Source organism: Candidatus Dedyshia acidiphila (assembly GCF_051025295.1).
Lineage (GTDB): Bacteria > Acidobacteriota > Terriglobia > Terriglobales > Acidobacteriaceae > KBS-83.
In genome coordinates, this window is record NZ_JBMGJV010000050.1 from 1 (window position 1) to 24,861 (window position 24,861).

37 protein-coding genes are annotated in these 24,861 nt (G+C 63.8%); 4 read left to right on the forward strand and 33 right to left on the reverse strand.

The annotated features are described in order from the left end of the window. Positions 1 to 103: 103 nt before the first annotated feature. Entirely contained in the window at positions 104 to 829 is a 726-nt protein-coding gene (locus AC5IJH_RS16200) for a hypothetical protein (protein WP_491903871.1), read from the reverse strand. 172 nt (positions 830 to 1,001) lie between these two features. On the opposite strand from AC5IJH_RS16200, the gene guaB reads away from it, so the two are divergent. From guaB to AC5IJH_RS16220, 4 genes are all read left to right on the forward strand, one after another. After that, positions 1,002 to 2,528, forward strand: coding sequence for an IMP dehydrogenase (gene guaB / locus AC5IJH_RS16205; RefSeq protein WP_491903872.1), 1,527 nt, complete (start codon positions 1,002 to 1,004; stop codon positions 2,526 to 2,528). Between the two features lie 111 nt (positions 2,529 to 2,639). Then, entirely contained in the window at positions 2,640 to 3,572 is a 933-nt protein-coding gene (locus AC5IJH_RS16210; protein WP_491903873.1) for a hypothetical protein, read from the forward strand. Positions 3,573 to 3,603: 31 nt separating this feature from the next. Beyond that, the gene (locus tag AC5IJH_RS16215; RefSeq protein WP_491903874.1) at positions 3,604 to 4,266 is read left to right on the forward strand and encodes an HAD hydrolase-like protein; all 663 of its coding nucleotides are present in this window, start codon (positions 3,604 to 3,606) and stop codon (positions 4,264 to 4,266) included. A 532-nt stretch (positions 4,267 to 4,798) separates the two neighbouring features. After that, positions 4,799 to 6,598, forward strand: coding sequence for a TonB-dependent receptor plug domain-containing protein (locus tag AC5IJH_RS16220; protein WP_491903875.1), 1,800 nt, complete (start codon positions 4,799 to 4,801; stop codon positions 6,596 to 6,598). A gap of 73 nt (positions 6,599 to 6,671) precedes the next feature. On the opposite strand, the gene rplQ is transcribed toward AC5IJH_RS16220, so the two are convergent. The 32 genes from rplQ to AC5IJH_RS16380 form a co-directional block, all read right to left on the reverse strand. Continuing rightward, entirely contained in the window at positions 6,672 to 7,142 is a 471-nt protein-coding gene (rplQ, locus tag AC5IJH_RS16225) for a 50S ribosomal protein L17 (protein WP_491903876.1), read from the reverse strand. Between the two features lie 77 nt (positions 7,143 to 7,219). Next, positions 7,220 to 8,311: a DNA-directed RNA polymerase subunit alpha gene (locus AC5IJH_RS16230; protein WP_491903877.1), complete on the reverse strand. Its 1,092-nt coding sequence runs from the start codon at positions 8,309 to 8,311 to the stop codon at positions 7,220 to 7,222. 136 nt (positions 8,312 to 8,447) lie between these two features. Then, on the reverse strand, positions 8,448 to 9,077 hold the full coding sequence (rpsD, locus tag AC5IJH_RS16235) for a 30S ribosomal protein S4 (RefSeq protein ID WP_491903878.1): 630 nt from the start codon (positions 9,075 to 9,077) through the stop codon (positions 8,448 to 8,450). Positions 9,078 to 9,261: 184 nt separating this feature from the next. After that, on the reverse strand, positions 9,262 to 9,681 hold the full coding sequence (gene rpsK / locus AC5IJH_RS16240) for a 30S ribosomal protein S11 (protein WP_491903879.1): 420 nt from the start codon (positions 9,679 to 9,681) through the stop codon (positions 9,262 to 9,264). A gap of 1 nt (position 9,682) precedes the next feature. Then, positions 9,683 to 10,066 (reverse strand): 30S ribosomal protein S13, encoded by a 384-nt coding sequence (gene rpsM, locus AC5IJH_RS16245; protein WP_491903880.1) that lies wholly within the window; start codon positions 10,064 to 10,066, stop codon positions 9,683 to 9,685. A gap of 164 nt (positions 10,067 to 10,230) precedes the next feature. Beyond that, positions 10,231 to 10,344, reverse strand: a complete 114-nt coding sequence (gene rpmJ / locus AC5IJH_RS16250) for a 50S ribosomal protein L36 (protein WP_015896560.1) — start codon at positions 10,342 to 10,344, stop codon at positions 10,231 to 10,233. Positions 10,345 to 10,434: 90 nt separating this feature from the next. After that, entirely contained in the window at positions 10,435 to 10,653 is a 219-nt protein-coding gene (gene infA, locus AC5IJH_RS16255; RefSeq protein WP_026335731.1) for a translation initiation factor IF-1, read from the reverse strand. Positions 10,654 to 10,753: 100 nt separating this feature from the next. Beyond that, the gene (gene map / locus AC5IJH_RS16260) at positions 10,754 to 11,503 is read right to left on the reverse strand and encodes a type I methionyl aminopeptidase (protein WP_491903881.1); all 750 of its coding nucleotides are present in this window, start codon (positions 11,501 to 11,503) and stop codon (positions 10,754 to 10,756) included. Between the two features lie 12 nt (positions 11,504 to 11,515). After that, positions 11,516 to 12,271, reverse strand: a complete 756-nt coding sequence (locus tag AC5IJH_RS16265) for an adenylate kinase family protein (RefSeq protein WP_491903882.1) — start codon at positions 12,269 to 12,271, stop codon at positions 11,516 to 11,518. Between the two features lie 5 nt (positions 12,272 to 12,276). Continuing rightward, positions 12,277 to 13,677, reverse strand: a complete 1,401-nt coding sequence (gene secY / locus AC5IJH_RS16270; RefSeq protein WP_491903883.1) for a preprotein translocase subunit SecY — start codon at positions 13,675 to 13,677, stop codon at positions 12,277 to 12,279. A gap of 90 nt (positions 13,678 to 13,767) precedes the next feature. Then, on the reverse strand, positions 13,768 to 14,229 hold the full coding sequence (gene rplO / locus AC5IJH_RS16275; protein WP_491903884.1) for a 50S ribosomal protein L15: 462 nt from the start codon (positions 14,227 to 14,229) through the stop codon (positions 13,768 to 13,770). Between the two features lie 80 nt (positions 14,230 to 14,309). Continuing rightward, entirely contained in the window at positions 14,310 to 14,498 is a 189-nt protein-coding gene (gene rpmD, locus AC5IJH_RS16280) for a 50S ribosomal protein L30 (protein ID WP_491903885.1), read from the reverse strand. 3 nt (positions 14,499 to 14,501) lie between these two features. After that, the gene (gene rpsE, locus AC5IJH_RS16285) at positions 14,502 to 15,011 is read right to left on the reverse strand and encodes a 30S ribosomal protein S5 (RefSeq protein WP_491903886.1); all 510 of its coding nucleotides are present in this window, start codon (positions 15,009 to 15,011) and stop codon (positions 14,502 to 14,504) included. A gap of 61 nt (positions 15,012 to 15,072) precedes the next feature. Continuing rightward, entirely contained in the window at positions 15,073 to 15,429 is a 357-nt protein-coding gene (gene rplR, locus AC5IJH_RS16290) for a 50S ribosomal protein L18 (protein WP_491903887.1), read from the reverse strand. Positions 15,430 to 15,523: 94 nt separating this feature from the next. After that, positions 15,524 to 16,063: a 50S ribosomal protein L6 gene (rplF, locus tag AC5IJH_RS16295; protein WP_491903888.1), complete on the reverse strand. Its 540-nt coding sequence runs from the start codon at positions 16,061 to 16,063 to the stop codon at positions 15,524 to 15,526. A gap of 149 nt (positions 16,064 to 16,212) precedes the next feature. Further along, positions 16,213 to 16,611, reverse strand: a complete 399-nt coding sequence (gene rpsH, locus AC5IJH_RS16300; protein ID WP_020709048.1) for a 30S ribosomal protein S8 — start codon at positions 16,609 to 16,611, stop codon at positions 16,213 to 16,215. Between the two features lie 125 nt (positions 16,612 to 16,736). Then, positions 16,737 to 16,922, reverse strand: a complete 186-nt coding sequence (locus AC5IJH_RS16305) for a type Z 30S ribosomal protein S14 (RefSeq protein WP_491903889.1) — start codon at positions 16,920 to 16,922, stop codon at positions 16,737 to 16,739. 35 nt (positions 16,923 to 16,957) lie between these two features. Continuing rightward, positions 16,958 to 17,506: a 50S ribosomal protein L5 gene (gene rplE, locus AC5IJH_RS16310; protein ID WP_491903890.1), complete on the reverse strand. Its 549-nt coding sequence runs from the start codon at positions 17,504 to 17,506 to the stop codon at positions 16,958 to 16,960. 116 nt (positions 17,507 to 17,622) lie between these two features. After that, entirely contained in the window at positions 17,623 to 17,955 is a 333-nt protein-coding gene (gene rplX, locus AC5IJH_RS16315) for a 50S ribosomal protein L24 (RefSeq protein ID WP_491903891.1), read from the reverse strand. A gap of 33 nt (positions 17,956 to 17,988) precedes the next feature. Then, positions 17,989 to 18,360: a 50S ribosomal protein L14 gene (rplN, locus tag AC5IJH_RS16320; protein ID WP_491903892.1), complete on the reverse strand. Its 372-nt coding sequence runs from the start codon at positions 18,358 to 18,360 to the stop codon at positions 17,989 to 17,991. 40 nt (positions 18,361 to 18,400) lie between these two features. Then, the gene (gene rpsQ, locus AC5IJH_RS16325) at positions 18,401 to 18,739 is read right to left on the reverse strand and encodes a 30S ribosomal protein S17 (protein ID WP_491903893.1); all 339 of its coding nucleotides are present in this window, start codon (positions 18,737 to 18,739) and stop codon (positions 18,401 to 18,403) included. A gap of 3 nt (positions 18,740 to 18,742) precedes the next feature. Then, a complete protein-coding gene (gene rpmC, locus AC5IJH_RS16330; RefSeq protein ID WP_491903894.1) occupies positions 18,743 to 19,012 on the reverse strand; it encodes a 50S ribosomal protein L29 in 270 nt (89 codons plus the stop codon). A 97-nt stretch (positions 19,013 to 19,109) separates the two neighbouring features. Continuing rightward, entirely contained in the window at positions 19,110 to 19,559 is a 450-nt protein-coding gene (rplP, locus tag AC5IJH_RS16335; RefSeq protein ID WP_491903895.1) for a 50S ribosomal protein L16, read from the reverse strand. Between the two features lie 48 nt (positions 19,560 to 19,607). Continuing rightward, entirely contained in the window at positions 19,608 to 20,276 is a 669-nt protein-coding gene (rpsC, locus tag AC5IJH_RS16340; protein ID WP_491903896.1) for a 30S ribosomal protein S3, read from the reverse strand. A 9-nt stretch (positions 20,277 to 20,285) separates the two neighbouring features. Beyond that, positions 20,286 to 20,798, reverse strand: coding sequence for a 50S ribosomal protein L22 (gene rplV, locus AC5IJH_RS16345; RefSeq protein WP_491903897.1), 513 nt, complete (start codon positions 20,796 to 20,798; stop codon positions 20,286 to 20,288). Positions 20,799 to 20,825: 27 nt separating this feature from the next. Continuing rightward, a complete protein-coding gene (rpsS, locus tag AC5IJH_RS16350) occupies positions 20,826 to 21,113 on the reverse strand; it encodes a 30S ribosomal protein S19 (RefSeq protein WP_491903898.1) in 288 nt (95 codons plus the stop codon). A 21-nt stretch (positions 21,114 to 21,134) separates the two neighbouring features. Beyond that, on the reverse strand, positions 21,135 to 21,959 hold the full coding sequence (rplB, locus tag AC5IJH_RS16355; RefSeq protein WP_491903899.1) for a 50S ribosomal protein L2: 825 nt from the start codon (positions 21,957 to 21,959) through the stop codon (positions 21,135 to 21,137). Positions 21,960 to 22,063: 104 nt separating this feature from the next. After that, on the reverse strand, positions 22,064 to 22,357 hold the full coding sequence (locus AC5IJH_RS16360; protein ID WP_491903900.1) for a 50S ribosomal protein L23: 294 nt from the start codon (positions 22,355 to 22,357) through the stop codon (positions 22,064 to 22,066). Next, positions 22,358 to 23,041 carry a 50S ribosomal protein L4 gene (rplD, locus tag AC5IJH_RS16365; RefSeq protein WP_491903901.1) on the reverse strand — a complete coding sequence of 228 codons (684 nt, stop codon included), beginning with the start codon at positions 23,039 to 23,041 and terminating at the stop codon, positions 22,358 to 22,360. Positions 23,042 to 23,155: 114 nt separating this feature from the next. Continuing rightward, the gene (gene rplC, locus AC5IJH_RS16370; protein ID WP_491903902.1) at positions 23,156 to 23,938 is read right to left on the reverse strand and encodes a 50S ribosomal protein L3; all 783 of its coding nucleotides are present in this window, start codon (positions 23,936 to 23,938) and stop codon (positions 23,156 to 23,158) included. Between the two features lie 73 nt (positions 23,939 to 24,011). Then, the gene (rpsJ, locus tag AC5IJH_RS16375) at positions 24,012 to 24,341 is read right to left on the reverse strand and encodes a 30S ribosomal protein S10 (protein WP_491903903.1); all 330 of its coding nucleotides are present in this window, start codon (positions 24,339 to 24,341) and stop codon (positions 24,012 to 24,014) included. A 98-nt stretch (positions 24,342 to 24,439) separates the two neighbouring features. Then, positions 24,440 to 24,861: EF-Tu C-terminal domain-related protein (locus tag AC5IJH_RS16380; RefSeq protein WP_491903591.1), on the reverse strand; the 422-nt coding region annotated here is incomplete at its 5' end.

The following is a 24,861-nucleotide window of genomic DNA, read 5'->3' on the forward strand; positions in this document are numbered from 1 at the left end:
AAGTGGCTCTCTCGCACCACGGGGGTGAAGTCGGCGGCACGCGACTGGGGAAGGCAGACGAGGAACAGCAGGGCCAGGAAATTGGGAAGACCACGTAGTTTGCTCACAGGCTTTGCTCCCGGGCCGGGTCGATCGCGACCGACCCCGCACCAACATTGACCTCAAGATGTCCCGTGCCGTTGCCGGCATAGCTGCGGCTGACGACGAAGTGCGAGCTGCGGCCGCCGGGCCGGTTATCGTGGAAGCTGCCGATGCCGATGTTGGCTTCGAAGCTGGAGTAATCGTGGTCACCGTGGAGGGACAGGTGCGCGTCGCCGGCGCCAAGATTCAGTTTGCGGTTGCCCTTGAGTGCGCCAGCACCGACGAACAGCGTGCCCGCGCCCTGGTCGATCTCGCTCTCCTCGATAGTTGCAGGAAGTTGCAGTGTGATGGTGACGGCATGCTCTTTCGATGAGTCAACGTTAACGACCTTCGCCTTCGGGAAATCGAAAGCGAGCGTCAGGGTATCGCCGGACAGTTGCAGATGCTCAATGTAGGCATGCATCGGGTGAGAAAGATGAGCCTGGGACGCAATGTTCAGATGAAGGCGATTGTCGGGGCTGCGTTCGATCTGTAACTTTCCGGTGCACGTGAACAGTTGAAGCTTGTGAATGCCGGTGAGTTCGCGAGCGAGCGAGATGTGCTGGGCTTCGTCGACATCTCCGCTCTGGGCGACGTAATCGCTGGCGCCGGGAGTCGTGGTGCAGTCCTGGGTGTCGGCCCGCGCGGAACGATGGAAAGAAAGACAGGCGAACACGACGAAGATGACCATCGCGAAACGTCGCTGCATGGGCAGGCTCCTTGAGCGCGGCGGCCGGGACCACTCCGATGAGCAATACGCGCCCGAGCGTATCCCGGTTCCCGGGAAAGCGCACCTGCACTCTACGCGATACAATCAAGCGAAGGCATCTGGCGTGTCTTCAGGCTCTTGAGCATGACTCGGCCGGTGTCCCTATCTTCTTATGCTAGAGACACCCGTACCTGAAGCCCTGACCTTCGACGACGTCCTCCTCGTCCCCGCCTACAGCGAAGTGGTTCCCAACCAGGTCTCAACCGTGACCCGGCTGACCGCGCGCATTCAGCTCAACACCCCCCTGCTCTCCGCTGCCATGGATACGGTGACCGAGTCGCGCCTGGCCATCGCCATGGCGCAGCAGGGCGGCATCGGCATCGTGCACCGCAACCTCTCCATCGAGCAGCAGGCCGGCGAGGTGGACAAGGTGAAGCGGTCCGAGAGCGGCATGATCGTCGATCCGGTGACGATCGGGCCAGAGCAGTTGATCTCGGACGCGCTCGAAGTCATGCGGCGTTACAAGATCTCCGGCGTGCCCGTCACACAGGGCAAGCGGCTGGTCGGCATCCTGACCAATCGCGATCTGCGCTTCGAGACGCGGACCGACATCCCGGTCGGCGACGTGATGACCAAGACGAACTTGATCACAGTTCCGGTCGGCACCACACTCGAAGAGGCAGAGCAGATCCTGCACGAGCACCGCGTCGAGAAGCTGCTGGTCGTGAATGGCGACTACGAGCTCAAAGGCCTGATCACTGTCAAGGACATCCAGAAGAAGCTGAAGTACCCGAACGCTGCCAAGGATAGCCAAGGACGGCTGCGCGTGGGTGCAGCCATCGGCGCGACCGGCGACTACATGGAGCGCGCAGAGGAGCTGATCCGCAGCCGCACGGATGTGTTGTCGATCGACTCGGCGCATGGCCACTCCTCGCGCGTGCTCGAAGCCGTGCGCCAGGTGAAGCGCCGCTTCCCGGACACGGACCTGCTGGCCGGCAACGTCGCGACTTACGAGGGCGCATTAGCGCTGATCGATGCGGGCGCGGACGCGGTAAAGGTTGGCATCGGTCCGGGCTCCATCTGCACTACCCGCATGGTGACCGGTGCGGGCATGCCACAGATCACCGCAATTGCGGAGTGCTATCGCGCAGCCAAGGGCCGCGGCATCCCGATCATTGCGGATGGCGGGATCAAGTACTCGGGTGACGTCGCGAAGGCTATTGCGGCGGGCGCATCGTCGATCATGATTGGCTCGCTGTTTGCCGGCGTGGACGAGAGCCCGGGCGAGACGATCCTCTACCAGGGCCGCTCGTTCAAGGCGTACCGCGGCATGGGGTCACTGTCGGCGATGTCGCAGGGCTCGGGCGAGCGCTACTTCCAGAGCTCGCGTGACCTCGAGGATCCAACGGCACGGCAGACGGGCGACATCGTGCAGCGCGAGCGCTCTACACAGAACAGGCTCGCGAAGTTCGTGCCCGAGGGCATCGAGGGGCGCGTGCCCCATCGCGGTCCCCTCGAGTCGATGGTCTATCAACTGGTCGGCGGCCTGCGGTCGGGCATGGGCTACCTGGGTTGCGCGACCATCGAAGACCTGCAGACCAAGGCGCGGTTCATCCGCATCTCGAATGCAGGGCTGCGCGAATCGCATGTGCACGACGTGATCATCACGCGCGAGGCGCCGAACTATCACGTCGAGTAGTCCGGAATAGACAGTCGTAGTAGATCGGCGCGGTGTCGCATTCTTAGCCGCGGACGAATTCACCAAGAGCCGGCGCAACTTGTGCTCCGGCTTCGCGTTTGCATAGGCGTCATGGCTTTGCGTCTCGTCACGGCTGCACTTGCGTTGGTCTTTACCTTGCCGGTGCTGGCCCAGCGGCCGGTCTACCCCAGCTTCCCTCCCCCGCCTGCCCCAAGCGGCGACAGCGCACCGCACCCGACCGGGGATGCGCAGCAACAGCCTGGTCAGGGCGACTACCCGTACCAGGACCCGGCAGACGATCCCGGAGCGCCTGCGCCACCGGCGGAGCAGGCGCCGCAGAAGCCATCGCCTTACCCGCAGCAGCAGGAGCCCTATCCGGATCCGGCGTCCGCGCCGCCGCCACCGCCCCAAACGTCACCAGCACCGGGGTATCCGCAGTCTGGTTATCCGCCTTCTGGCTATCCGCCGCCCGGAACCTACGTGCCGACTCCGCCGACCTCATGGCTGAACTGGGTGCCGCGCGGCATGGAGGCGCTCTCGCGTACCGCGGCCTTCCACACCGATCTCACCTTCGATCGCATCATGCTGCAGATGGCCAGCGGCATGTGGGATGGACCAGCCGATCCGGCGACTGCCATGGCAATTAATCGCCTCGACGGCATCTCGGTCCACGTCTACCACTACGCAGCACCCGGCATGTACGACTCGCGCATGCTGGAGGGCGTGCGGCGCGAGTACAGTTCGCTGGGCTGGCAGCACCTGGTCGCCACCCACTCTGCTAACCGCGAGGGCGCGACTAATCTCACCCGCGCAGGCGCGACCGATCTCTGGATTAGCTTCCACCACCTGCAGGCCACCGGCGCCGTGCTGTTGTTGCAGAGCGCAAACAATGTGAGCCTGATCGCGTTCAGCGGCAACCTGAGTCCGCTCGACCTGCTGCATCTGCGCGGGCGCTTCGGCATTCCGAGGTTTGCCGGCGATCGTTTTGTGCCAGCACCAGGGGCACGCGCGCACGGTGTCGCACCGCCGCTGCCGCGCTACTGATCGGCAGCAACGCTCGGCGATACTCAATGGCATGGCATTGCCGCTTTGCCTCTCGACTGTAATCTTCGATCTGGACGGAACTCTGACCGACCCGCAGCAGGGCATGCTGGATTGCCTGCGTGGCGCACTGCGCGCTCACGACGTGCGATGGCAGGAGCCGCTGACCTGGTTCATCGGGCCACCGGCTGGTGAGTCGCTGCCGCTGCTGATCCCCGATCGCGAGCCTGCCTTCCAGAAACGCGTCCTCGATCACTATCGCGCCTGCTACGCGGACGAGGGCTGGGTACGGAACGCGGTGTATCCCGGCATACGGCAACTGCTTGAAGAGCTGCGCGCTCGTGGAGTAACGCTCTATGTCTGCACGTCCAAGCTGGCGCGCTTCGCGGAGAAGATCATCGAGCACTTCACGTTGACGCACTACTTTGCCGGCATCGCTGCGGATGATGGCTCGTCGGTGCATCACGACAAGGCTGACCTGCTTCGCGGCCTGATGACGGGCTATGGCTTCCCAGCTGAGACCGCCGTAATGATTGGCGACCGGCGGTTTGACATTGCAGCAGCGCAGTCGCTGGGGATCGCGTCGGTTGGCGTCACCTATGGGTACGGCAGCGCCGACGAGTTGGAGCAGGCGCGGCCGGATGCGCTCTGCGCCAGCGTCGAAGAGCTGCGCGAGCTACTCATGAAGCGCATGTAAGCCAAGTCACGGCTGTCGCCAGAGTGGGAAACGCCCGGACCAGGCCTGCGCGAGGAGAACGACACGGGACGGCTGTCCACCGAAACGGTGGCCAGCTACTGACTCCTGAAGCTCACCGTGGCCGCTTTTATCTTGACAAGCCACGCTCTCTCAGGTCTGATCGGTGCCAACCTTTCTGGTTGCGAAGTTAACGTTTGTCTGGCGACCTGTGATCGTTATCTGCTCCGGCTGTTCCCAGCGCGAGCCGCGGTCCAGACGACGACTCCTTCAGGGCACTGGCCTCCCTCAGTGCCGGGGGCGGTGATCCAGCCGCCTCCCTTTTTTTCTAGCTCGTCCCCGTTGACTCCATTCCGCTCTGTCCTGCTCCATGCGGTCACCTGTGCGTGACTGTATTCAGGATCAGCGCCAGATCAGACGGGGCACTCGCAAAGTTACGTATGTTGAGCCCTTCTGCGGGGTATCTGCTCGCGTATACACTCGGCAGTTCCCTCTTATGCGTGCTTCGTACGTTTTGTGGCTTGCCCCGGTGTGGGTGACCCTCCCGATCTATGCGCAATCCGCAGCTCCGGCCACCAGGTCGGAGACAGTGGTCGTGACCGCGGCCTCGGACCCGCTGAGGCTCGCGGGCTCTGACCGTACCGTCGTCGTGCTGGATACGGCGGCGCAGCCCCTTCTGTTCGAGTCGGTTCCGGACCAGTTGCGGCTCGACTCCGGTCTCGACGTGCAGGAGCGCGGCGCTAACGGCGTGCAGGCGGACGTGTCGATCCGCGGCGGCACGTTCGCGGAGTCGCTCGTCCTGCTGAATGGGCTGCGACTCAACGATGCGCAGACTGGCCACTTCCACCTCGATGTGCCAGTCCCGCTCGATGCGATTCATCGCGCGGAGGTGCTGCACGGAGCAGGCTCGGCCTTCTACGGATCGGACGCGATCGCGGGCGCGATCGACCTGATCACCGCAGAGCCGGAGCGGCCCGCTGCGGGCCAGAGCTCAACGCTGTCGCTGAGGGTGCGCGCGGGATACGGCAGCTTCGGCAGCACCGAACAACATGTGCTCGCCGACTACGGCCGGCATCGCTGGGCCGAGGAGCTGGCGGGCAGCCGCGATACCTCTGCCGGCTTCACGATCGATCGCAATTACCGCAGCGAGGCGCTCTCGTCTGAGAGCTGGTTCCACACGCGCGCTGGCACGACGGATGTGCTGCTCGCCGGCACCGACCGGCCGTTCGGGGCGAATGACTTCTACGGCAACTTCACCTCGTTCGAGCACACCAAAGGTTGGCTCGCGATGGTCCAGCAGCAGCTCGGCGAGCGCACGCTCGCCGGACTGAGCTACCGCCGGCATAGCGACGTCTACATTCTCGAAGTGACGAACCCCTCGCTTTACGAGAACAACCACATCGACCAGACCTGGCAGGGTGTGGTGCGGCGCAGTGATGGACTGCGGCATGGGCTGCGGCTCTCGACCGGTCTCGACGGGCAGGCGGACCAGATCCGCAGCTCGAGCCTGGGCCGCCACGGACGGAATCGCGGCGCCGGCTATGTGAGCCTTGACGCGGAACTCGGCAAGCGATGGACACTCTCGGCCGCCGGTCGAGAAGAGGTCTTCAGCGGTGGCGACCAGGTCTTCACGCCGACCGGTGCAGCCGGCTACCAGCTGTCGCCGAAGCTGCGGCTGCGCGGGTCATTCGGGCATGGCTTTCGGCTGCCGACGTACACCGACCTGTACTACAGCGATCCAGCCACGCTCGGCAACGCCAACCTGAAGCCGGAGACGTCGTGGAGCTACGAAGGCGGCGGTGTGTGGACGCCGAACGACCGGCTCGAGATCGAGGCGACCGGCTTTCAGAATCGTATCCACAACGGTATCGATTACGCGAAGTTCACCCCAGCCGCGAAGTACCAGGCGACGAACACCGGCTCTCTCGCCTTCACCGGCGCGGAGGCAGCCGTGCACCTGCGAGTGGCGGATCACTTCGGACTGGCCGGCCAGCAACTCGACCTGCGCTACACCGGCATCAGTGCCAGCCGCAGCGCAGCACCGGGACTCATCTCGGCCTATGTGTTCAACTACGCAGCGCAGAATGCGGTCTTCGCGTGGACGGGACGGATGGGAACCGAGGTGGTGGCGCGCACGGAGGTTGCAGTGATCCAGCGCGTGGGCCATACGGCTTATCCGCTGTGGACGGTGTCCGTGGCGCGCAGCCGCGGGTGGGTGCGGCCGTACCTTCGGCTGGCGAACCTGAGCAACACGGGGTATGAGGAGCTGCCGGGCGTGCCGGAACCGGGCCGCAGCATCACCGGTGGGCTGTCGTTCACCTGGCCGCGACGCTAGGCACAAACACAGGCAGGCCGCATCCGGAGAGGACGCGGCCTGAGATGGTGAGACTGTTGATCCGGAGCCCGGACTAAGCTTCGGAGCCGCCCTCGGCCGGGGTCTGCTCGGCCATAGCCTTCTCCATCTCCTCGCGACGCTTCTGGCGCGCTTCGGCGCGCTTGTTGCGCTTCTCGTCCAGCAGCTTCTCGGCGCCGAGCAGTTCGATGAAGGCCTTCTCTGCGCCATCACCCTTCTGAAAGCCGGTGCGGATGATGCGCAGGTAGCCGCCCTGGCGATCACCGTAGCGGGGTGCAACGGTGTCGAACAGCCGCGACACGGCTTCGTCCGTCATGAGGTAGGCGAGCGCCTGGCGGCGCGCATGCACGTCACCCCGCTTGCCCAGCGTGATCATCTTCTCGACGTGGGGGCGCGCAGCCTTGGCCTTGGTCACCGTGGTGACGACGCGATCTTCGAGGAGGATGGACGTGACCAGATTGCGCAGCAGGGCGCGGCGGTGGCTGGTGTTGCGTCCCAGTTTGTATCCAGCATTGCGATGGCGCATGGCGACTCTCTCACTTACGTGCGGCACAGGGCCGCGGAAAATGGCGGGAGAGAGCAGGCCCTCTCCCGCGGATCGAGCTAGAAGTTTTCCGGCTCGTTCTGCATCGGCTCGAGGACGTCAAGGTCTTCGTCCTCGTCGTCAAACCGGTTGTAGCTTTGTGCAAGCGCCTGCGAGGGAAGGATGGAGGTCGGGCCGGGGACGGCGTTGCCGTTCTCGTCGATCTTCATGCCCAGCGACAGACCCATCTGCGCCAGGATTTCCTTGATCTCGTTGAGCGACTTGCGGCCGAAGTTCTTGGTCTTCAGCATCTCGGGCTCAGTCTTCTGGACCAGTTCGCCGATCGTCTGAATGTTCGCGTTCTTCAGGCAGTTGTAGGAGCGGACCGACAGCTCGAGCTCCTCGACCGAGCGGTTCAGGTTTTCGTTCCTGAGCTGCATGCGGCCTTCTTCGGAGGCGTGCTCGGCTTCAATCTCCTCCTCGAAGTTGATGAAGATGCTCATGTGGTCCTTGATCAGCTTCGCGGCCAGCCCGATGGAGTCAGCCGGCAGAACCGAACCGTTGGTCCAGACCTCGAGCGTCAGCTTGTCGTAGTCGGTGATCTGACCGAGACGAGCTGCGTCGACCGTGTAGTTGACCTTGCGAACCGGAGAGTGAACCGAGTCGACGGGAATAAAGCCAATGCCGAGATCGCTGTCGAAGTTCTTGTCTGCAGAAATGTAACCGCGACCGCGCTTCAAGCGCATCTCCATGTCCAGCTTGCCGCCCTCGCTCACCGTCGCGACGTAGATATCCTTGTCCAGGATCTCCACATCACCATCGGCCTCGATCATGCCGGAGGTGACGATGCCCGGCTGATCGGCGCGCAGGTAGAGCGCCTTCGGACCCTCGCCATTCAACTTGAAAGGAATCTGCTTCAGGTTGAGGATGATGTCGGTTGCATCTTCGACCACGCCGGCGATGGACTGGAACTCGTGCAGCACGCCTTCGATCTTGACCGCCGTTACCGCGGCGCCCTCAATCGAGGAAAGCAGCACGCGACGCAGCGCGTTGCCAACGGTGGTGCCGAAGCCCCGCTCAAAGGGCTGGGCGCTGAACTTGCCGTACTTCTCGGTTAGCGTCTCGGACTCAACGGCCAGACGCTTCGGCTTCTGAAAACCTCTCCAAAGCATGTGTTAGCTCCTGCACAGCGGGCGCCGCGAAGCATTCTGCAGCGGCTGTGCCTATCTCTCCTGGTACGTGAATGGATGCCCGCACGGGGCGGGGTGCTGCGCCCGGCGGCTCGCGCCGCCGGGAAACTTGCGTGCCTTACTTGCTGTAAAGCTCGACGATGAGCTGCTCGTTGACCGGCAGTTGCACATCGGCGCGGGTCGGCAGACCGAGCATCTTGCCGGTGTGGTTCTGGAAGTCGGCCTGCAGCCACTGCGGTACCGGCTGATGGCTGGCAAGCTCGGCCGCAGTCTCGAGCACGGTCATCTTCGCCGAGTTCGGACGCACCTTGATTTCGTCGCCCACCTGCACCTGGAAGGACGGGATGTTCACCTTGCGCCCGTTGACTTCGACGTGACCGTGACGAACGATCTGGCGTGCCTGGCGACGGCTGGTCGCAAAGCCAAGCCGGTAGGCCACGTTGTCAAGGCGACGCTCGAGCTGCTGGATGAGAATTTCGCCGGTGACGCCGCTCGCACGGCTCGCCTTCTCGTAGTACGCACGGAACTGGCTCTCGAGCGTGAAGTAGATGCGCTTGGCCTTCTGCTTCTCGCGAAGCTGCAGGCCGTAGCCCACGATCTTCACCTTGCGATCACGGCCATGCTGGCCGGGAGCAAAGTTACGCTTCTCGATCGGGCACTTCTCGGTGTGACACTTCGCGCCCTTCAGAAAGAGCTTCATGCCTTCGCGACGGCAAAGGCGGCAGACTGCGCCGGTATAACGTGCCAATGTCTCTTCTCCTCAACTTCAGGTGACGACTGGTTTACGGGCCATGCCCTTCGTCCCAGTCCGTGCCAGCTCCTAGCTTCCAGCCGCTAGCTCCTGGCCTGTACCGCTACTGCTCTTACAATTTCGCCTCGCTCCCAGCCGCCACTGACGAAGTGGCGGCCGGGAGCTGGAGGCTAGTGCTTCCTTACACGCGACGGCGCTTGGGCGGACGGCAGCCGTTGTGCGGGATCGGGGTGACGTCACGAATGGACCGCACCTCGATGCCGGCTGCAGCCAGCGCACGGACGGCAGACTCACGCCCGGAGCCAGGACCGCTGACGCGCACATCGACAGAGCGGAGACCGTGATCGCGCGCCTGGTTGGCAGCGTTGACGGCAGCCTGCTGCGCCGCGAACGGCGTGCCCTTGCGCGAGCCACGGAAGCCGAGCGAACCCGAACTCTTCCAGGACAGCGTGTTGCCCTGGTTGTCCGTGATCGTCACGATGGTGTTGTTGAACGACGCCTGGATGTGCACCAGACCATAGGGCACATTCTTGCGTTCGCGCTTCTTGAACTTCTTGTTCTTCCCGGCTTTGCCGCCGGCAGCTGCTTGTGCCTTCGCCATACTAGGTCTTCGTCGCTTTCTTCTTGCCCGCGACGGTGCCCTTGCGCGGGCCCTTGCGCGTGCGCGCGTTGGTGTGGGTGCGCTGACCGCGGACCGGAAGGCCGCGGCGATGGCGATTGCCACGATAGCTCTGAATGTCGATCAGGCGCTTGATGTGCATGGAGGTGTCCTTGCGGGCATCTCCCTCCACATTGCCTTCCTGCTCGATGACCTGACGGATGCGGTTGACTTCGTCTTCCGCAAGATCCTGCACCTTCTTGAACGGGTCGACGTCCGCAGCCTTGAGAATGCGGGCTGCGCGTGGATCACCGATGCCGAAGATATAGGTGAGCGCGATCCGAGCCTGCTTGTTGCGGGGCAGATCGACGCCAGCAATGCGTGCCATGCGTATCCTTCACATGCTTCCGGGCGGCGTGGCCACCTGGCAGCTTCGAGCCGGAGCCTTGATTGAAGCCTCAAGAGAACCGGCAGTTCCGCGAGACCGGGGTTCATCGCAAGCCTTGACTTCGGCTAACTCGCCCCTGTGCCGCTTCGAGAAAACGCCCGGGTCTAGCCCTGGCGCTGCTTATGCTTCGAGTTCTCGCAGATCACCCGCACCACACCGCGGCGATGGATGACCTTGCACTTGTCACAAATCTTCTTAACTGACGCACGAACCTTCACGAGACCACTCCTGACGCGCGGACGGCTACAGCCGACATGCAGGCTCCGGCGATCAACGCCGGTGTGCCGTCGTGTCTCTGTAGCGGAACGCTACTTGTAGCGATAAACGATACGGCCGCGGTTCAGATCGTACGGACTGAGTTCCACCGCAACACGATCCCCGGGCAGGATGCGAATGAAGTTCTTCCGCATGCGTCCGGAGACATGGGCCAGCACCTGATGCTTGTTCTCGAGTTCTACCTTGAACATCGCGTTCGGCAACGTCTCGAGTACCGTTGCCATGACCTCAATTGCATCTTCCTTCGACAATCAGCTTTTCCCGGTTCCGCCAGATCTTCCCCCGCCCGACGGATCGGGCAAAAGCCTCCAGCACTCTGTGCCAACAACGATGATACCTGATTCTGGTCCGCTACAGGGTCAGAATCGCCGCTCCGTCTTTGGTGACTGCGACGGTGTGCTCAAAATGCGCGCTCAGGCTGCCGTCCTCGGTGACGGCCGTCCAGCCGTCCTTCAGGACCCGGACCGCATCCGTGCCGACGTTCACCATCGGCTCGATGGCCAGGACCATGCCCTCGCGCAACCGCAGACCCTTGCCCCGCTGGCCGAAATTCGGCACCTGGGGATCTTCATGCATCCGTGTGCCGATGCCGTGCCCGACAAATTCGCGCACAACACTGAAGCCTTCCGCCTCGACCATCTCCTGCACGGTCGCGCCGACATCGCCCAGCTGCGCTCCCGGCCGGACCGCCGCGATCGCCGCCTCAAGCGACTTCGCCGTCACGTCGAGCAGCTTCTGCGCCCCGGCCGCCACCGTCCCCACCGGGATCGTGATTGCCGAGTCGCCGTAGTAGCCATCGATCACAACGCCGCAGTCGACGGACAGGATGTCGCCTTCGCGCAGCACCGTGCCCGGTGAAGGAATGCCGTGCACCACCTGCTCGTTGAGCGAGGTGCAGAGCACCGCCGGATACCCGTGGTAGCCCTTGAAGGCCGGCTTCGCGCCCGCCTCTTCGATCATGCGCTCGGCCACGGCTTCCAGATCCATCGTGGTCACGCCGGGCGCCACCATCGCCTTCACCGCGTGGAGCACGTCATGCACAATGCCGCCGGCGCGCCGCATCTTCTCCACTTCCTTCACGGTCTTGATCACGATGGCCATAGCGCTCCCTGCCTACTGCCCTTCCCCACCGCGCAACCGCTCGACCGCTGCCAGCAGGCTTCCGGTCACGGCCTCGATCGGTGCATCACCATCCACCTCGGCAAAGCGGCCGAGGCGGCGGTAGTGCTCAAGCACCGGGGCCGTCTGCTCGGCATAGGCGCGCATACGCTCGGCGAAGACCGCCTCTGTATCGTCCGCACGCTGCTCGAGCACGGTCTGGTCGTAGTCGCAGACGGTATCGACGGCCGGCGGAGCGAGGTGCAGGTTATAGATGCGCTTGCAGGTCGGACAGCTTCGCCGGCCCGTGATCCGCAGCAGAAGCTGCCGATCGTCGACCCGGAGACTGACCGCGACCACCGGCAACCCACCGCCGGTCCGGGCAAGCTGCTGGTCGAGCCAGCCGGCCTGCACCAGGGTGCGGGGAAATCCGTCCAGAATGTAGCCGCGCGTGGTGTCGGGGGCTGCCAGCCGCGCGGCCACCATGTCATTCACCAGGGCATCCGAGACCAGCTGGCCCGCCGCCATCCGCGCCAGGTCGTCATCGCGCAGCTTGCCATCGCGGATCAGCCGGTCGGCCAACGCGCTTGGCTGCTGACCGCGGTTGCGGATCTCGCGCAAGAGATCGCCCGTCGAGATCTGCGGAATCTCCCAGGTGGCCATGATTGCCTTGGCCTGGGTGCCCTTCCCCACACCGGGCGCTCCGAGGAGCAGCACCGGACCGGGCAGAAAGGCAGCACCCTTGCTTCCCGCCGCAAAGAGCGGCGTCACACCGGCTACCACGCGCGACGCCCGCGCACCCGGCCGCTCTTCGGCGTGAAGCCTTCGTAGTGCCGCATGATGAGCTGCGACTCGACCTGGTTGACCGTGTCCATCGCCACACCGACCACGATCAGCAGCGACGTGCCGCCAAAGTAGAAGTTCAGCCCCAGGCCGTGCGTCACCCACGTCGGCAGCTTCTCAAATGCCGAGCCGAGCAGCCACAGGTGCTCGAAGTGGATGCCGCTGATCAGGAACTGTGGGATCAGGGTGATCAGGATCAGGTAGATCGCACCCACCAGCGTGATGCGCGTCAGGATGTCGTTGATGTAGTCCGACGTGCGGCGTCCGGGACGGATGCCAGGGATGAAGCCGCCGTACTTGCGCATGTTGTCGGCGATGTCATCCGGCCGGAACACGATCGAGATATAGAAGTAGGCGAAGAAGACGATCGCCACGATGGACAGGATCTCGTACCACGGCTCCCCGGCGCGAAGGCTGTCGAAGGTGTTGGTCAACCAGGTATGGCTGCGCACAAAGTTCGAACTGGCGAAGAGCAGGGGCGCCGAGAGGATCGAACTGGCGAAGATGACCGGCATGACGCCGCCGGAGTTCACCTTGAGCGGCAAGTGCGTGGACTGACCGCCCATCAGACGCCGCCCGACGATGCGCTTGGCGTACTGCACCGGGATGCGGCGCTCGGCGCGCTCAACGTAGACGATGAATGCGACCACCGCGACCATCGCGACAACCAGCAAAACCAGCGCGGGTACGGTGAACGGCCCAAACGCCTGAGTGCGCGCCTTGTCGATCAGGTCCTGCACACCGCGCGGCAAGCCATCGACGATGCCGGCAAAGATCAGCAGGCTCATGCCGTTGCCGACGCCGCGGTCGGTGATCTGCTCACCGAGCCACATGATGAACGAGGTGCCGGTGGTGAGCGTGAGCACGGTCATCAGGACAAAGCCGGGACCGGGGTTGAGCACGTAGGACTGCCCCGTGCCAGAGCTGTGCGACAGGGTCATCGCAATAGCAAACGACTGCACCGCACCGAGAACCACGGTGAGATAGCGCGTCCATTGCGTGATCTTGCGGCGGCCAATCTCGCCTTCTTTTTGCAGCTTGGCAAGTGGCTCATACACCACAGTGAGCAGCTGGAAGATGATCGACGCCGTGATGTACGGCATGATGCCCAGTGCAAATACCGTGAGACGGCGCAGGTTGCCGCCCGAGAACAGGTCCACCAGGCCGAGGGCCGAGCCGCTCTGCTGGTCGAAGAACTGCGCGAGCAGCTTGGTGTCGACACCCGGGGTGGGGATGTGTGCGCCAAGCCGGTACACGGCCAGCATCGCCAGGGTGAACAGCAGGCGGTTGCGCAGGTCCGGAATGCGAAAGATGTTCTGGAACTTTTCCAACATGGATGACCAGCCTACTCCAGTGCTGACCCGTGCTGTGAGAGGAATGGCCCGCGCACGAGAGGGGGCGGGCCGTGATTCAGGACGCGTGCGCTAGGCCTGAGCCGGGGCTCCGCCGACGACGATGGCCTTGCCGCCTGCGCGCTCGATCTTCTCCTGCGCCGACTTCGAAAACTTATGCGCGTGGATCGTGATCGCCGAGGTAATCTCGCCGTTGCCAAGAACCTTCAGCAGACCCTTCTTCTTGGTCAGGCCGAGGGCGGCGAGCGTCTCAAGCGTCAGTTCGGTCTCGCTCAGATTGGCAAGCGCGCCCAGGTTGAGCACGTTGTACTCGGTGCGAAAGATGTTGGTGAAGCCGCGCTTCGGCAACCGGCGATGCAGCGGCATCTGGCCGCCTTCAAAGCCTCGCATCAAGCTCGAGCCCGAACGCGAGCCCTGACCCTTGTGACCGCGGGTCGAGGTCTTGCCCATACCAGAGCCCATACCGCGGCCGATACGCTTGCGGTTGCTGTTCGCCTTCTTCGGCGCACGCAGATTGGAAAGATTCGTTGCCATGACTTCCTCGCTCAACGCCGGCGTCGCCTCTTGGGGGACGCCGACTCGCATGTGATTCGTGTTGTGTCAGTTTACTCGAGTTATTCGACGATGCGGACCAGGTGCGGCACTGCCTTCACCATGCCCCGGATCGACGGCGTGTCTTCGCGCTCGACGATCTGGTTCAGCCGCGTAAAGCCGAGGCCCTTAACGACCTTCTTGTGCTTCTCCGGCGTCGAGATCTTCGAACGGTAGTACTCGATAAGCAGGGTCTTCTTCGCGTCTGCCATGGTTTAGAGCTCCTCAACCTGCTTGCCGCGCAGGGCTGCGACATCGGCGCGATCGCGCAGCTGGGTCAGCGCGTCAAAGGTCGCCTTGATGACGTTATGCGGGTTGGCCGTGCCCAGGCTTTTGGTCAGCACGTTCTGCACGCCGGCCGAGGTCATGACCGCACGCACCGCGCCGCCCGCGATCACGCCCGTGCCTTCCGGCGCCGGCTTCAGCAGCACCTGGCCCGAGCCGTAGCGGCCGAGCACCTGGTGCGGGATCGTCGTGTCCGTCAGGTGAATGTGGAACAGGTTCTTCTTCGCGCTCTCAATGCCCTTGCGGATCGCCTGGGGCACTTCCTTCGCCTTCCCGGAACCATAGCCGACCACGCCTGCACTGGGATCGCCGACCACGACCAGCGCGGCGAAGGACATGTTCTTGCCGCCCTTGACCACCTTGGTGACGCGATTGATGGCGACGACCTGATCCTTCAGGTTGTAGTGCCCGGCGTCGATCTTCTTCTTGAGTGTTGCCATTTCGTCGTGTTCCTTCCGGGCGCTGCCGCCCAAAGCCTTGTCCAGCCGTTCCAGTACGGCCTTAAAACTCGAGACCTGCCTCGCGCGCGGCATCGGCCAGCGCCTTGATGCGACCGTGATAGAGGTAGCCGCCGCGATCAAACACCACGCGGCCCACACCCTTCTCCTTCGCGCGCTCGGCCACCAGCTTGCCCACTTCGCGGGCCGCCGCTACATTGCCACCGGTCTTGATCTTGGCAGCTTTCGAGGAAGCCGCGACGATCGTCACGCCGGCTGCGTCGTCGATCACCTGCGCGTAGATGTGGTTGAGCGAGCGGTAGACGTTCAGGCGGGGCCGCTCGGCCGTGCCCTGCATCTTCCGCCGGATGCGTGCATGCACGCGCTGCCGGATTTCGTTTCTCTGTCTCTGCGGGATCATTCGGTCTCTCTTCCTAACAGCGGAGCCGCCCTGCGGCCCCGTTCGGTTGTGAAAGCAGCTCCTGGCCTGATCGTTTCAGGCTAGCGATCTCTGCTTACTTGGCGCCGGTCTTGCCGACCTTCTTCTTGAGCTTCTCGTCGGTGTAGCGAACACCCTTGTTCTTGTACGGATCGGGCTTGCGTAGCGAACGCATGTCAGCGGCGACCTGGCCGACCTTCTGCCGGTCGATGCCGCTCACGGTCACCTTGGTCTGCTTCGGATCGATCGCTGCTTCGATGCCGGTGGGCAGCGGAAACTCGATCTGGTGCGAGTAGCCCAACGTGAACACGACCATGGTCTTGCCCTTCAACTCGGCGCGATACCCGATGCCGACGATGTCGAGTTCCTTGGTCCAGCCCTTCGTCACGCCTTCGACAGCGTTTGAGAGCAGCGCACGGGTCAGCCCGTGCAGCGGCGCCAGCTTGTCATCACGGCGTGCCGCGATGAGGTGGCCGTCCTTCGTCTCAAGCGTGATGCCGTCCGGAAGCGGCGTGTTCAGCTTGCCCTTCGGTCCCTCGACCAGCACGGTATTGCCCTGGACCGTGTACTTGACGCCCGCTGGCAAGGTGATGGGCTGTTTTCCAATACGTGACATCGTGTGAATCCTTTTCGTGGCTTGCGAGTCCCGGGGAGCGACTGGCTCATCCGTTCCACTGCAGCCGGTACGACAGGGCCAGCCTCAGCCGACCGATACACTTTCGAACTCTCGCTCTGCTCTGAGTGGAAGCTAGAAGCGAAGAACAGTTACCAGACTTCGCAGAGGATCTCGCCGCCGACACCTTCGCGACGAGCCTGACGGCCGGTCATCACACCGCGCGGCGTAGTGAGGATGTTGATCCCCAGACCGCCCTGAACGCGGCGGATCTCATCACGGCCGACGTACACGCGGCAGCCGGGGCGCGAGACGCGCTGCAGATCGCGGATCGCCGCTTCGTTGTTGGCGCCATACTTGAGGTACACGCGCAACACCTGCCGGCCCTCTTCCTCGGTGGCCTTGTAGTTGGCGATGTAGCCCTCTTCCTTGAGAATGCGGGCAATCTCTGCCTTCAGCTTCGAGGCCGGCACGTCCAGCTTCTGGTGACGGGCGCGGATGGCATTGCGGATGCGTGCCAGAAAGTCGGCAACTGGATCGGTAAAGCTCATGCTCTCTCCTTCATCTTCCGTTCGCTCCGCCGCTCTGGTACGAGGCGGAGAACCAGCGAAGATGGTGTTGGCCGGAGGCGCTGTCTGCGCCCGGGCAAATCGTCAAAAGGCAGGTGAGACGGCTGTTACCAGCTCGACTTCACCACGCCAGGAATATCTCCGCGCAGTGCGAGGCCGCGGAAGCACAGACGGCACACACCGAATTTGCGCAGAAACCCGCGCGGGCGGCCGCACAGCTTGCAGCGGTTGTGCTTGCGCGAGGAGAACTTCGGCTTCTTGGCGTCTTTGACGCGTTTGGCTGTCGTCGACATCGTGTCTTCAGATCCTCTCTTCGGGCGCCGCGGCCTTAAGCCGTGGTCCGGAACGGCATGCCGAACTGCCGAAGCAGCGCGCGTGCCTGGTTGTCGTCCTTCGCCGTGGTGACGATGGTGATGTTCATGCCCTTCAGCTTCTCGACCCGGGAGTAGTCGATCTCCGGGAAGATCAGCTGGTCGCGCACACCGAGTGTATAGTTGCCGCGCCCGTCAAAGCTCTTGGTCGACACGCCGCGGAAGTCGCGCACGCGGGGCAGCGCCACCGCGATCAGACGGTCGAGAAACTCGTACATGCGGTCGCCGCGCAGCGTGACCATCGCGCCGATCGGCATGCCCTCGCGCACCTTGAAGGCTGCGATCGACTTCTTCGCCTTGGTCGGCACCGGCTTCTGGCCGGCAATCGCCGCCAGGTCGCCGACGAGCGGGTCGAGCATCTTCGGGTTCTGGGTCGCCTCACCCAGCCCCATGTTGAGTACGATCTTCTCGAGCCGCGGCACGGCCATCGTGTTCTTCAGGCCCAGCTCCTGCTGCAGCGCCGGCTTGATCTCTTTCTGGTACTTGTCCTGCAGTCGTGTTGCCATCGTCTCTCTCGTCTCTCTTCTGCCACGGTCCCGGAGTGGTCTACCGCCCTGCCGTGTACCGTTGCGTGGCCTGTTCGTGCAGCCTGCCAGCTTCTGGTCTGCTAGTGCTGGTCCAGTTACTTCTTGCTCTTGGGGGCGAGCGTCTGCCCGCACTTCTTGCAGACCCGCACCTTGGTGTCGCCTTCGAACTTGTAACCGACACGGGTCGGGCCACAGCTCGAGCAGACCAGCATCACGTTCGAGATCTGGAGGGGTGCCTCCTGCTCGGCGATGCCGCCCTTGATGTTGCGCTGCGGATTGGGGCGCACATTCTTCTTGATCACGCGCACGCGCTCGACGAGCACCTTGCCCTCTTCGGGCATGACGCGCAGCACGCGTCCCGTCTTTCCCTTGTCGCTGCCCGTGATCACCTGGACGGTGTCATTGCGCTGAATCTTCACTACTGGCATCTTGTCTCTCCTCGCTCTCGCAGCCCGATCCTCTTAGAGGACCTCAGGCGCCAGCGACACAATCTTCAGAAACTTCTTCTCACGGAGCTCACGAGCGACCGGTCCGAAGACGCGTGTGCCCACCGGCTCGCCGGCATCGTTGATCAGCACGGCAGCATTCTGGTCAAAGCGAATGTAGGTGCCGTCGCGGCGGCGCGATTCCTTGCGCATGCGCACCACAACTGCCTTCACCACCTTGCCCTTTTTCACCTGTCCGTCGGGCGAGGCTTCCTTCACCGCGGCCGTGATCACATCGCCAAGACCCGCCTTGCGTCCGCTCGCGCCACCCAGCGGCAGAATCATCTGCAGCTTGCGCGCGCCGGAGTTGTCGGCGACCTCGAGCATGGTTCTCATCTGTACTGACATCGTTCTTGTCTCCCTTAGGCTCTCGAGGTTCGGCTCTTGTCTACGTGGTCAGCTCGGGCGCAGCAGCGGCTTCAGCGGCCTGCACCTGGGCGAGTGCCGAACGGCGCAGGATCTCCTGGAGCTGCCAGCGCTTCAGCTTGCTCAGCGGGCGCGTCTCACGGATGCGCACCATGTCGCCCACGCGCGCCGTGTTCTCTTCGTCGTGCGCGTAGAACTTCTTGGTCGTCCGGATCACGCGCTTGTACTTGGGGTGCGCCTTGCGCATTTCCACTTCGACCACGATCGTCTTCTGCATCTTGGTCGACACCACGTGGCCCACCTTCTCGTTACGCCGCTCAGAGGCCGCCAGCTGCTCCGTCGTCATCACCTGTTCGCTCATGGCTTACTTGGCCTCCTTCTTGGCGCTCTTGCGCGCCTTCTTTTGCTTTGCCGGCGCAGCCGGGGTGTGCTTCGCGGCATTGAGGCCGAGCTCGCGCTCGCGGGCAATCGTCTTCATGCGGGCGATGTCCTTCTTGAGGCCGCGCACCTTCTTGACGCCCTCGGTCTGGCCGAGGTTCATCTGGAAGCGCAGCCGGAAGAGCTGCTCGGAGGCCTGCTGCTCCTCGTGCTTCAGCTCGTCGCCGCCCAGGTTACGAATCTTGTCGAGTTCCATCTCTCACTCACTTCCGGGCCGCTCTCAGCGGGCCGCCCTTGTTCGTCCCGGCGCGTCCGGGTGACCCCGACGCGCCGCTGTTTCGTTCGTTCCTGCTCTACTTGGCTGCCGCTGCGGCCGCCGCGGCGTTGGCCGCTGCATCGTGCCGCATGACAAACCGGGTCTTGAGCGGGAGCTTGTGCGATGCCAGACGCATCGCTTCCTGCGCGACCTCGGGCGACACGCCTTCCATCTCGAACAGCACCTTGCCCGGACGCACAACGGCGACCCAGTGATCCGGCGCGCCCTTGCCCTTGCCCATACGAGTTTCGGCCGGCTTTTTGGTGACTGGCTTGTCCGGGAACAGGCGCAGCCAGATCTTGCCGCCGCGCTTGATGAACCGGGTCATCGCCACACGGCTCGCCTCGATCTGGCGATCCGTGATGTAGCCGCACTCCATCACCTTCAGGCCATACACCCCGAACGACAGTTCGGAGCCGCGCCACGCCTTGCCGCGCATGCGGCCGCGCTGCTGCTTGCGGTACTTTACCTTCTTCGGCATCAACATAAGAAAACCCCTGCCAATCCTTGCTCCCGCCGCCCGAGGGCGCGGAGTTTAGAACACCGAGCTGCCGATCTCCTTCGGCTGACGACGGCGCTGCTCATACACGTCACCGCGGTAGATCCAGACCTTGACGCCGATCACGCCATACGTCGTGCGCGCTTCGGCGAAGCCGTAATCGATGTCGGCGCGGAGGGTGTGCAGCGGCAGACGCCCCTGCAGGTACCACTCCGAGCGCGCGATCTCGTTGCCGTTCAGACGGCCCGACACGCGCACCTTAATGCCCTTGCAGCCAAAGCGCAGCGCCGAATCGACCGCCATGCGCATGACGCGACGGAAGCCTGAGCGCTTTTCGAGCTTGAGCGCGATGCTCTCGGCCACCAGCTGCGCGTCGAGCTCCGGCTTGTTCACCTCGACGATGTCGATGGAGACATCGCGCTTGGTGCGCTCCTGGATCTCGGCCTTCAGCTTGTCGATCTCCGCGCCCTTGCGACCGATCACGATGCCCGGACGCGCGGTGCGGATGATCAGCCGCAGTTTCTTGCCTGGACGCTCGACCTCGACCGAGCTGACGCCGGCGAGCTTCAGCTTTTCCTTCAGCTCACGCTTCAGCTGGACGTCTTCGATCAGGAGCTTGTCATAGTCCCGCTCCACGAACCAGCGCGACCGCCACGGCTTGTTGACACCCAGCCGGAACCCATAGGGATGGACTTTTTGTCCCATACGCTTCCTTTACTTGGCCGCTTTCGCGGTCTTGCTGCCCTTGGCGGCCGTCTTCTTGGCCGCAGACTTCTTCTGAGGCACGCGCTTGGCTGCCTTCTTCGCTGGCTTGCCCTTGGCCGACGCGGTCTCCGCGCCTGCCGTGGTCACCAGACCCGCAGCCGGCTTGCGCTCGGCTACCGAGATCACGATGTGCGACATGCGGCGCTGGTACCGGAAGGCGCGACCCTGCGGCGCCGGCCGGATGCGCTTCATGCGCGGCCCGTCGTTCGCGAGCGCCTGCTTCACGTACAGGTTGTCGACATCCACGTCGAGTCCCTGTTCCTGGCTCAGGTAGTTCGCATTCTGTACCGCCGAACGCAGCACTTTTTCGACCAGCGGCGCAACGCCCTTCTTGGTGAAGGCGACCGTCTGCAGTGCCTCGCCGACGCGACGGCCCTTGATCAAGGCCAGCACCAGCCGTGCCTTCTGCGGAGACACCCGCTGGAAGCGCGCTTCGGCCCGGAATTCCTGTGTCTGTTCCATTCGTCCTTGCCTTCCCCTCGCGTCCGCTTAGCGGGGCTTCGACGAGCTCTCGGCCGCCTTGGCCGAGTGCCCCTTGAAGGTGCGCGTGGCTGAAAACTCACCCAGCTTGTGACCCACCATGTTCTCCGTCACGTAGACCGGAATGAACTTGCGCCCGTTGTGCACCCCGATGGTGTGTCCCACCATGTCCGGGTGAATCGTCGAGCGGCGCGACCAGGTGCGCACCAGCTTCTTGTCATTCGCCTGGTTCATCGTCTCGATCTTCACCATCAGGTGCGTGTCGATGAACGGGCCCTTCTTGGTCGAACGTGCCATCTATCTCTCCTGCCTCTGCGCTTACTTGCTGCGGCGACCGACGATGAACGCGTCAGTGCGCTTGTTGTTGCGCGTCTTGTAGCCGCGCGTCGGCTGGCCCCAGGGGGTCACCGGGTGACGGCCGCCCGAGGTCTTGCCCTCGCCGCCGCCGTGCGGGTGATCGACCGGGTTCATCGAGACACCGCGGTTGGTCGGGCGGATGCCCTTCCAGCGGTTGCGTCCCGCCTTGCCGATGGCCACGTTCTCATGATCCGTGTTGCCGACCTGGCCGACCGTCGCCATGCACTCGACCAGCACGCGGCGCGTCTCGCCCGAAGGCAGCTTGAGCAGCGCGTAGTCGCCTTCCTTGGCGACCAGCTGTGCCTGTCCACCGGCCGAGCGCACCATCTGCGCGCCCTTGCCCGGGCGCAGCTCGACGTTGTGCACCGTGGTGCCGGCAGGAATGCTGCGGAGCGGCAGCGCGTTGCCGACCAGGATGTCGGCCTCGGGTCCGCTCATGATCATCTGCCCCACCTTCAGCCCGACCGGCTGAATGATGTACCGCTTCTCGCCGTCCGCGTAGTGAATCAGCGCAATGCGCGACGAGCGGTTGGGATCGTATTCGATCGTGGCGACCTTGCCCGGCACGCCGAACTTGTCGCGCTTGAAGTCGATCAGGCGCAGCTTCTGCTTGTGCCCGCCGCCGTGGTGCCGCATCGTCATGTCGCCCGCGTTGCGGCGGCCGCCGGTGCGCTGCTTGGTGGCGAGCAGCGGCTTGTGCGGCTTGTCGGTGGTGATGTCGTCGTTCACCAGCGTCGTCTGGAACCGCAGCGTCGGGGTGATCGGTCGATAAGTCTTAATCGGCATCGTCTTTACTCTTCGCTCCGAGCGCGCCCACTCCGTGGGCCGCTCTCGTTCGCGTCACTGTTGCTCGTCACCGGAAGCTGCTCCGGACCCAGAGCTTTCCGGGGTTACAGGTTGTTGACGTACTCCGGCATCTTCTCGCCCGCCTGGAGGCGCACATACGCCTTCTTCCAGTCCGGCCGGTAGCCGGTGAACTTGCCCCGGCGGCGCTCCTTGCCGAGATAGTTTGCGGTCCGCACACTGTTCACCTTCACCTTGAACAGCGCCTCCACCGCCTGCTTGACCTCGGTCTTGGTCGCGGCCTCGGCCACTTCGAACACAAGGGTGCCCTCGGTCTCTTTCACGCCGATGCCCTTTTCAGTAATCAGGGCGCGGCGAATCACGGTATAGGTCGTCGGCATCTAGGCCACCTCCGCCTGCGCACGAGCGCGCTGCTTGCGCTTCGACGCGGTCTTCTTGAGGGTCTCCTGGAGCTGCTCGAGCGCTGCCCGCGAGAAGATCGCGCGGTCATAACGAAGCAGGTCGTAGGGATGAACCTCGTTGTTGAGCAGGAGCTCGACGCCCTCGAGGTTGCGCACGCCGAGGATCAACGCCGGCGAGAGCGACTGCGAGTTTTCGACGATCAGCGTCGTGCGCTTCGCGTCGACGGCATTCAGTGCCGCGCGGTACGCCTTCGTCTTCGGCGCAGCGAGCGCCAGCGACTCGACCACGGTGAGCTTGCCGTCCGAGAACTTTGCAGCAAGCGCGGCACGCAGCGCGCCGAGCAGCTTCTTCTTCGGGAAGGCGTAGTCATAGGAGCGGGGCTGCGGGCCGTGCACGGTGCCGCCATGCCGCCAGAGCGGCGAGCGGACGGAACCGACACGCGCGCGGCCGGTGCCCTTCTGCTTCCACAGCTTCTTGCCCGAGCCGGAGACCAGCTTGCGGTTCTTGGTGGCGTGCGTGCCCTGGCGCATGGCAGCGCGGTAGTGCTTGACCGCCTCCCAGAGCAGAGCCTCATTCACCTCGGCAGGGGCGAACACTTCCTCGGCCAGCTCGAACGAGCCGACCTTCTTCCCCGCGAGATCTACAACGTCAATGTTTGCCATCGTCCTAACTCTCTTTGCGACGCGCGCCTGATGCGCCTCGCCTCAGCTGCCAGACAGTGCTGGCTCCCCTGGCCTGCTGCACGCTCTCTCAGGAGCCTGCAGCGCACGCCGCACTTACTTCTTCTTGCCGCCGCCCTTGCCGCCCGAAGCCTTCTTGGACGCCTTCAGCGGATCGACCGTGCTCGAACCAGCGAACCCACGACGCTCACGCGGCGGAGCCTTGGCCTTCGAGATCAGCACATATCCGTCCCGCGGACCCGGCACCGCGCCCTCGACCATGATGAGGTTCTCCTCAACATCGATCCCGCGGATGCGCAGGTTGCGGACCGTCACCTGGTCCACGCCGTAGTGACCCGGCATGCGCTGCCCGGGAAACACGCGCGATGGAAACGAGGATGCGCCAATCGAACCCTGCACCTGAAACATGTGGCCGTGCGCCTTGGGGCCACCGCCGAAGTTGTGACGCCGCACGACGCCGGCAAACCCGCGACCCTTGCTCGTGCCGATCACATCGACATACTTGTCGTCCGAGAAGATATCGACCAGCACGCGGTCGCCGGCCTTCACGCCGTCGCCCTCCGTGCTCTCGCCCTCAGCTTCGGCTGCGGCTGCGCCTGCACTCGGCTTGATCACTTCGAGCCCAACCTCACGGGTCAGCTTGACCGGCGGCACATTGGACTTGGCGAAGTGACCCGCCATCGGCTTGTTCACCTTCGAGCTCTTCACGAATTCGACGAGCCCGATCTGTGCGGCCTCGTAGCCATCGCGCGCCAGCGTCTTCAACTGCGTAATCACGCAGGGGCCCGCCTGGAGCACGGTGATCGGGTGAACCTCGCCCCGCTCATCGAACACCTGGGTCATGCCGATCTTCTTGCCGAGAATGCCTGTCACTGCCATCGATCTGTTCCTCTCCCCATCATGCCCGGACCCTGCCGGGTACTGTAGGCACTGCTAACTTCAGAAGCCGGCCTTACTTGGTGGCCTTCTCTTCGCGAACCTTGATCTCGACGTCGACACCGGCCGGCAGGTCGAGCTTCATCAGCGCGTCTACCGTCTGCTGGGTCGGTTCGAGGATGTCGATCAGCCGCTTATGCGTGCGGATCTCAAAGGCCTCGCGCGACTTCTTGTCGACGTGCGGCGAACGCAGCACGCAGTACTTGTTCTTGACCGTGGGCAGCGGAATCGGTCCTGCCACGGTGGCTCCGGTGCGCTTTGCCGTGTCGACGATCTCGCCTGTCGAGGTGTCGAGGACGCGGTAGTCGTACGCCTTGAGCCGGATGCGAATTCTCTGTCCTACCATGATCTCTTTTGTCTTCCCCGGATGCCGGCGCTTTGAAGCGCCGGCCCCGCTGATACGTGTCTGCTACTGGACGACTTGACCTGCTCTACTGCAACTACTTACTTCAAGATCTCGGTGATCGTCCCAGCGCCGACGGTGCGGCCGCCTTCGCGGATCGCGAACCTGAGACCCTTCTCCATCGCCACCGGGGTGTGCAGCTCGATCTCAAGCGCGATGTTGTCGCCGGGCATCACCATCTCCGTGCCCTCCGGCAGCTTCGCCGTCCCCGTCACATCCGTCGTTCGGAAGTAGAACTGCGGACGGTAGCCGTTGAAGAACGGCGTATGACGACCACCCTCTTCCTTCGACAGAACATAGATCTCGCCCTTGAACTTGGTGTGCGGCGTGATCGAACCCGGCTTCGCCAACACCATGCCACGCTCCACGTCTTCCTTCGCGATGCCACGCAAGAGCAGTCCGGCATTGTCGCCCGCACGGCCCTCATCCAGCTGCTTCTTGAACATCTCGACGCCCGTCACCA

What these genes read in the sequence shown, in the direction of transcription:
- rpmC (WP_491903894.1), bottom strand. Translation starts at nt 19,012, where the DNA reads ATGGAACTCGACAAGATTCGTAACCTGGGCGGCGACGAGCTGAAGCAC.
- rpmD (WP_491903885.1), bottom strand. Translation starts at nt 14,498, where the DNA reads ATGGCAGACGCGAAGAAGACCCTGCTTATCGAGTACTACCGTTCGAAG.
- rplN (WP_491903892.1), bottom strand. Translation starts at nt 18,360, where the DNA reads ATGTCAGTACAGATGAGAACCATGCTCGAGGTCGCCGACAACTCCGGC.
- rplF (WP_491903888.1), bottom strand. Translation starts at nt 16,063, where the DNA reads ATGTCACGTATTGGAAAACAGCCCATCACCTTGCCAGCGGGCGTCAAG.
- rpsE (WP_491903886.1), bottom strand. Translation starts at nt 15,011, where the DNA reads ATGGCAACACTCAAGAAGAAGATCGACGCCGGGCACTACAACCTGAAG.
- rpsK (WP_491903879.1), bottom strand. Translation starts at nt 9,681, where the DNA reads ATGGCGAAGGCACAAGCAGCTGCCGGCGGCAAAGCCGGGAAGAACAAG.
- AC5IJH_RS16210 (WP_491903873.1), top strand. Translation starts at nt 2,640, where the DNA reads ATGGCTTTGCGTCTCGTCACGGCTGCACTTGCGTTGGTCTTTACCTTG.
- rpsS (WP_491903898.1), bottom strand. Translation starts at nt 21,113, where the DNA reads ATGGCACGTTCGACCAAGAAGGGCCCGTTCATCGACACGCACCTGATG.
- rplV (WP_491903897.1), bottom strand. Translation starts at nt 20,798, where the DNA reads ATGGAACAGACACAGGAATTCCGGGCCGAAGCGCGCTTCCAGCGGGTG.
- rplD (WP_491903901.1), bottom strand. Translation starts at nt 23,041, where the DNA reads ATGGCAAACATTGACGTTGTAGATCTCGCGGGGAAGAAGGTCGGCTCG.
- rpsQ (WP_491903893.1), bottom strand. Translation starts at nt 18,739, where the DNA reads ATGAGCGAACAGGTGATGACGACGGAGCAGCTGGCGGCCTCTGAGCGG.
- AC5IJH_RS16215 (WP_491903874.1), top strand. Translation starts at nt 3,604, where the DNA reads ATGGCATTGCCGCTTTGCCTCTCGACTGTAATCTTCGATCTGGACGGA.
- AC5IJH_RS16200 (WP_491903871.1), bottom strand. Translation starts at nt 829, where the DNA reads ATGCAGCGACGTTTCGCGATGGTCATCTTCGTCGTGTTCGCCTGTCTT.
- rplP (WP_491903895.1), bottom strand. Translation starts at nt 19,559, where the DNA reads ATGTTGATGCCGAAGAAGGTAAAGTACCGCAAGCAGCAGCGCGGCCGC.
- rplC (WP_491903902.1), bottom strand. Translation starts at nt 23,938, where the DNA reads ATGGCAGTGACAGGCATTCTCGGCAAGAAGATCGGCATGACCCAGGTG.
- map (WP_491903881.1), bottom strand. Translation starts at nt 11,503, where the DNA reads ATGGCCATCGTGATCAAGACCGTGAAGGAAGTGGAGAAGATGCGGCGC.
- AC5IJH_RS16230 (WP_491903877.1), bottom strand. Translation starts at nt 8,311, where the DNA reads ATGCTTTGGAGAGGTTTTCAGAAGCCGAAGCGTCTGGCCGTTGAGTCC.
- rpsM (WP_491903880.1), bottom strand. Translation starts at nt 10,066, where the DNA reads ATGGCACGCATTGCTGGCGTCGATCTGCCCCGCAACAAGCAGGCTCGG.
- rpsC (WP_491903896.1), bottom strand. Translation starts at nt 20,276, where the DNA reads ATGGGACAAAAAGTCCATCCCTATGGGTTCCGGCTGGGTGTCAACAAG.
- rpsH (WP_020709048.1), bottom strand. Translation starts at nt 16,611, where the DNA reads ATGAGCTTTACCGATCCAGTTGCCGACTTTCTGGCACGCATCCGCAAT.
- guaB (WP_491903872.1), top strand. Translation starts at nt 1,002, where the DNA reads ATGCTAGAGACACCCGTACCTGAAGCCCTGACCTTCGACGACGTCCTC.
- rplE (WP_491903890.1), bottom strand. Translation starts at nt 17,506, where the DNA reads ATGGCAACACGACTGCAGGACAAGTACCAGAAAGAGATCAAGCCGGCG.
- rpsJ (WP_491903903.1), bottom strand. Translation starts at nt 24,341, where the DNA reads ATGGTAGGACAGAGAATTCGCATCCGGCTCAAGGCGTACGACTACCGC.
- rplX (WP_491903891.1), bottom strand. Translation starts at nt 17,955, where the DNA reads ATGCCAGTAGTGAAGATTCAGCGCAATGACACCGTCCAGGTGATCACG.
- rplQ (WP_491903876.1), bottom strand. Translation starts at nt 7,142, where the DNA reads ATGCGCCATCGCAATGCTGGATACAAACTGGGACGCAACACCAGCCAC.
- rplO (WP_491903884.1), bottom strand. Translation starts at nt 14,229, where the DNA reads ATGGCAACGAATCTTTCCAATCTGCGTGCGCCGAAGAAGGCGAACAGC.
- AC5IJH_RS16360 (WP_491903900.1), bottom strand. Translation starts at nt 22,357, where the DNA reads ATGCCGACGACCTATACCGTGATTCGCCGCGCCCTGATTACTGAAAAG.
- rplR (WP_491903887.1), bottom strand. Translation starts at nt 15,429, where the DNA reads ATGATCCCGCAGAGACAGAGAAACGAAATCCGGCAGCGCGTGCATGCA.
- secY (WP_491903883.1), bottom strand. Translation starts at nt 13,677, where the DNA reads ATGTTGGAAAAGTTCCAGAACATCTTTCGCATTCCGGACCTGCGCAAC.
- rplB (WP_491903899.1), bottom strand. Translation starts at nt 21,959, where the DNA reads ATGCCGATTAAGACTTATCGACCGATCACCCCGACGCTGCGGTTCCAG.
- AC5IJH_RS16305 (WP_491903889.1), bottom strand. Translation starts at nt 16,922, where the DNA reads ATGTCGACGACAGCCAAACGCGTCAAAGACGCCAAGAAGCCGAAGTTC.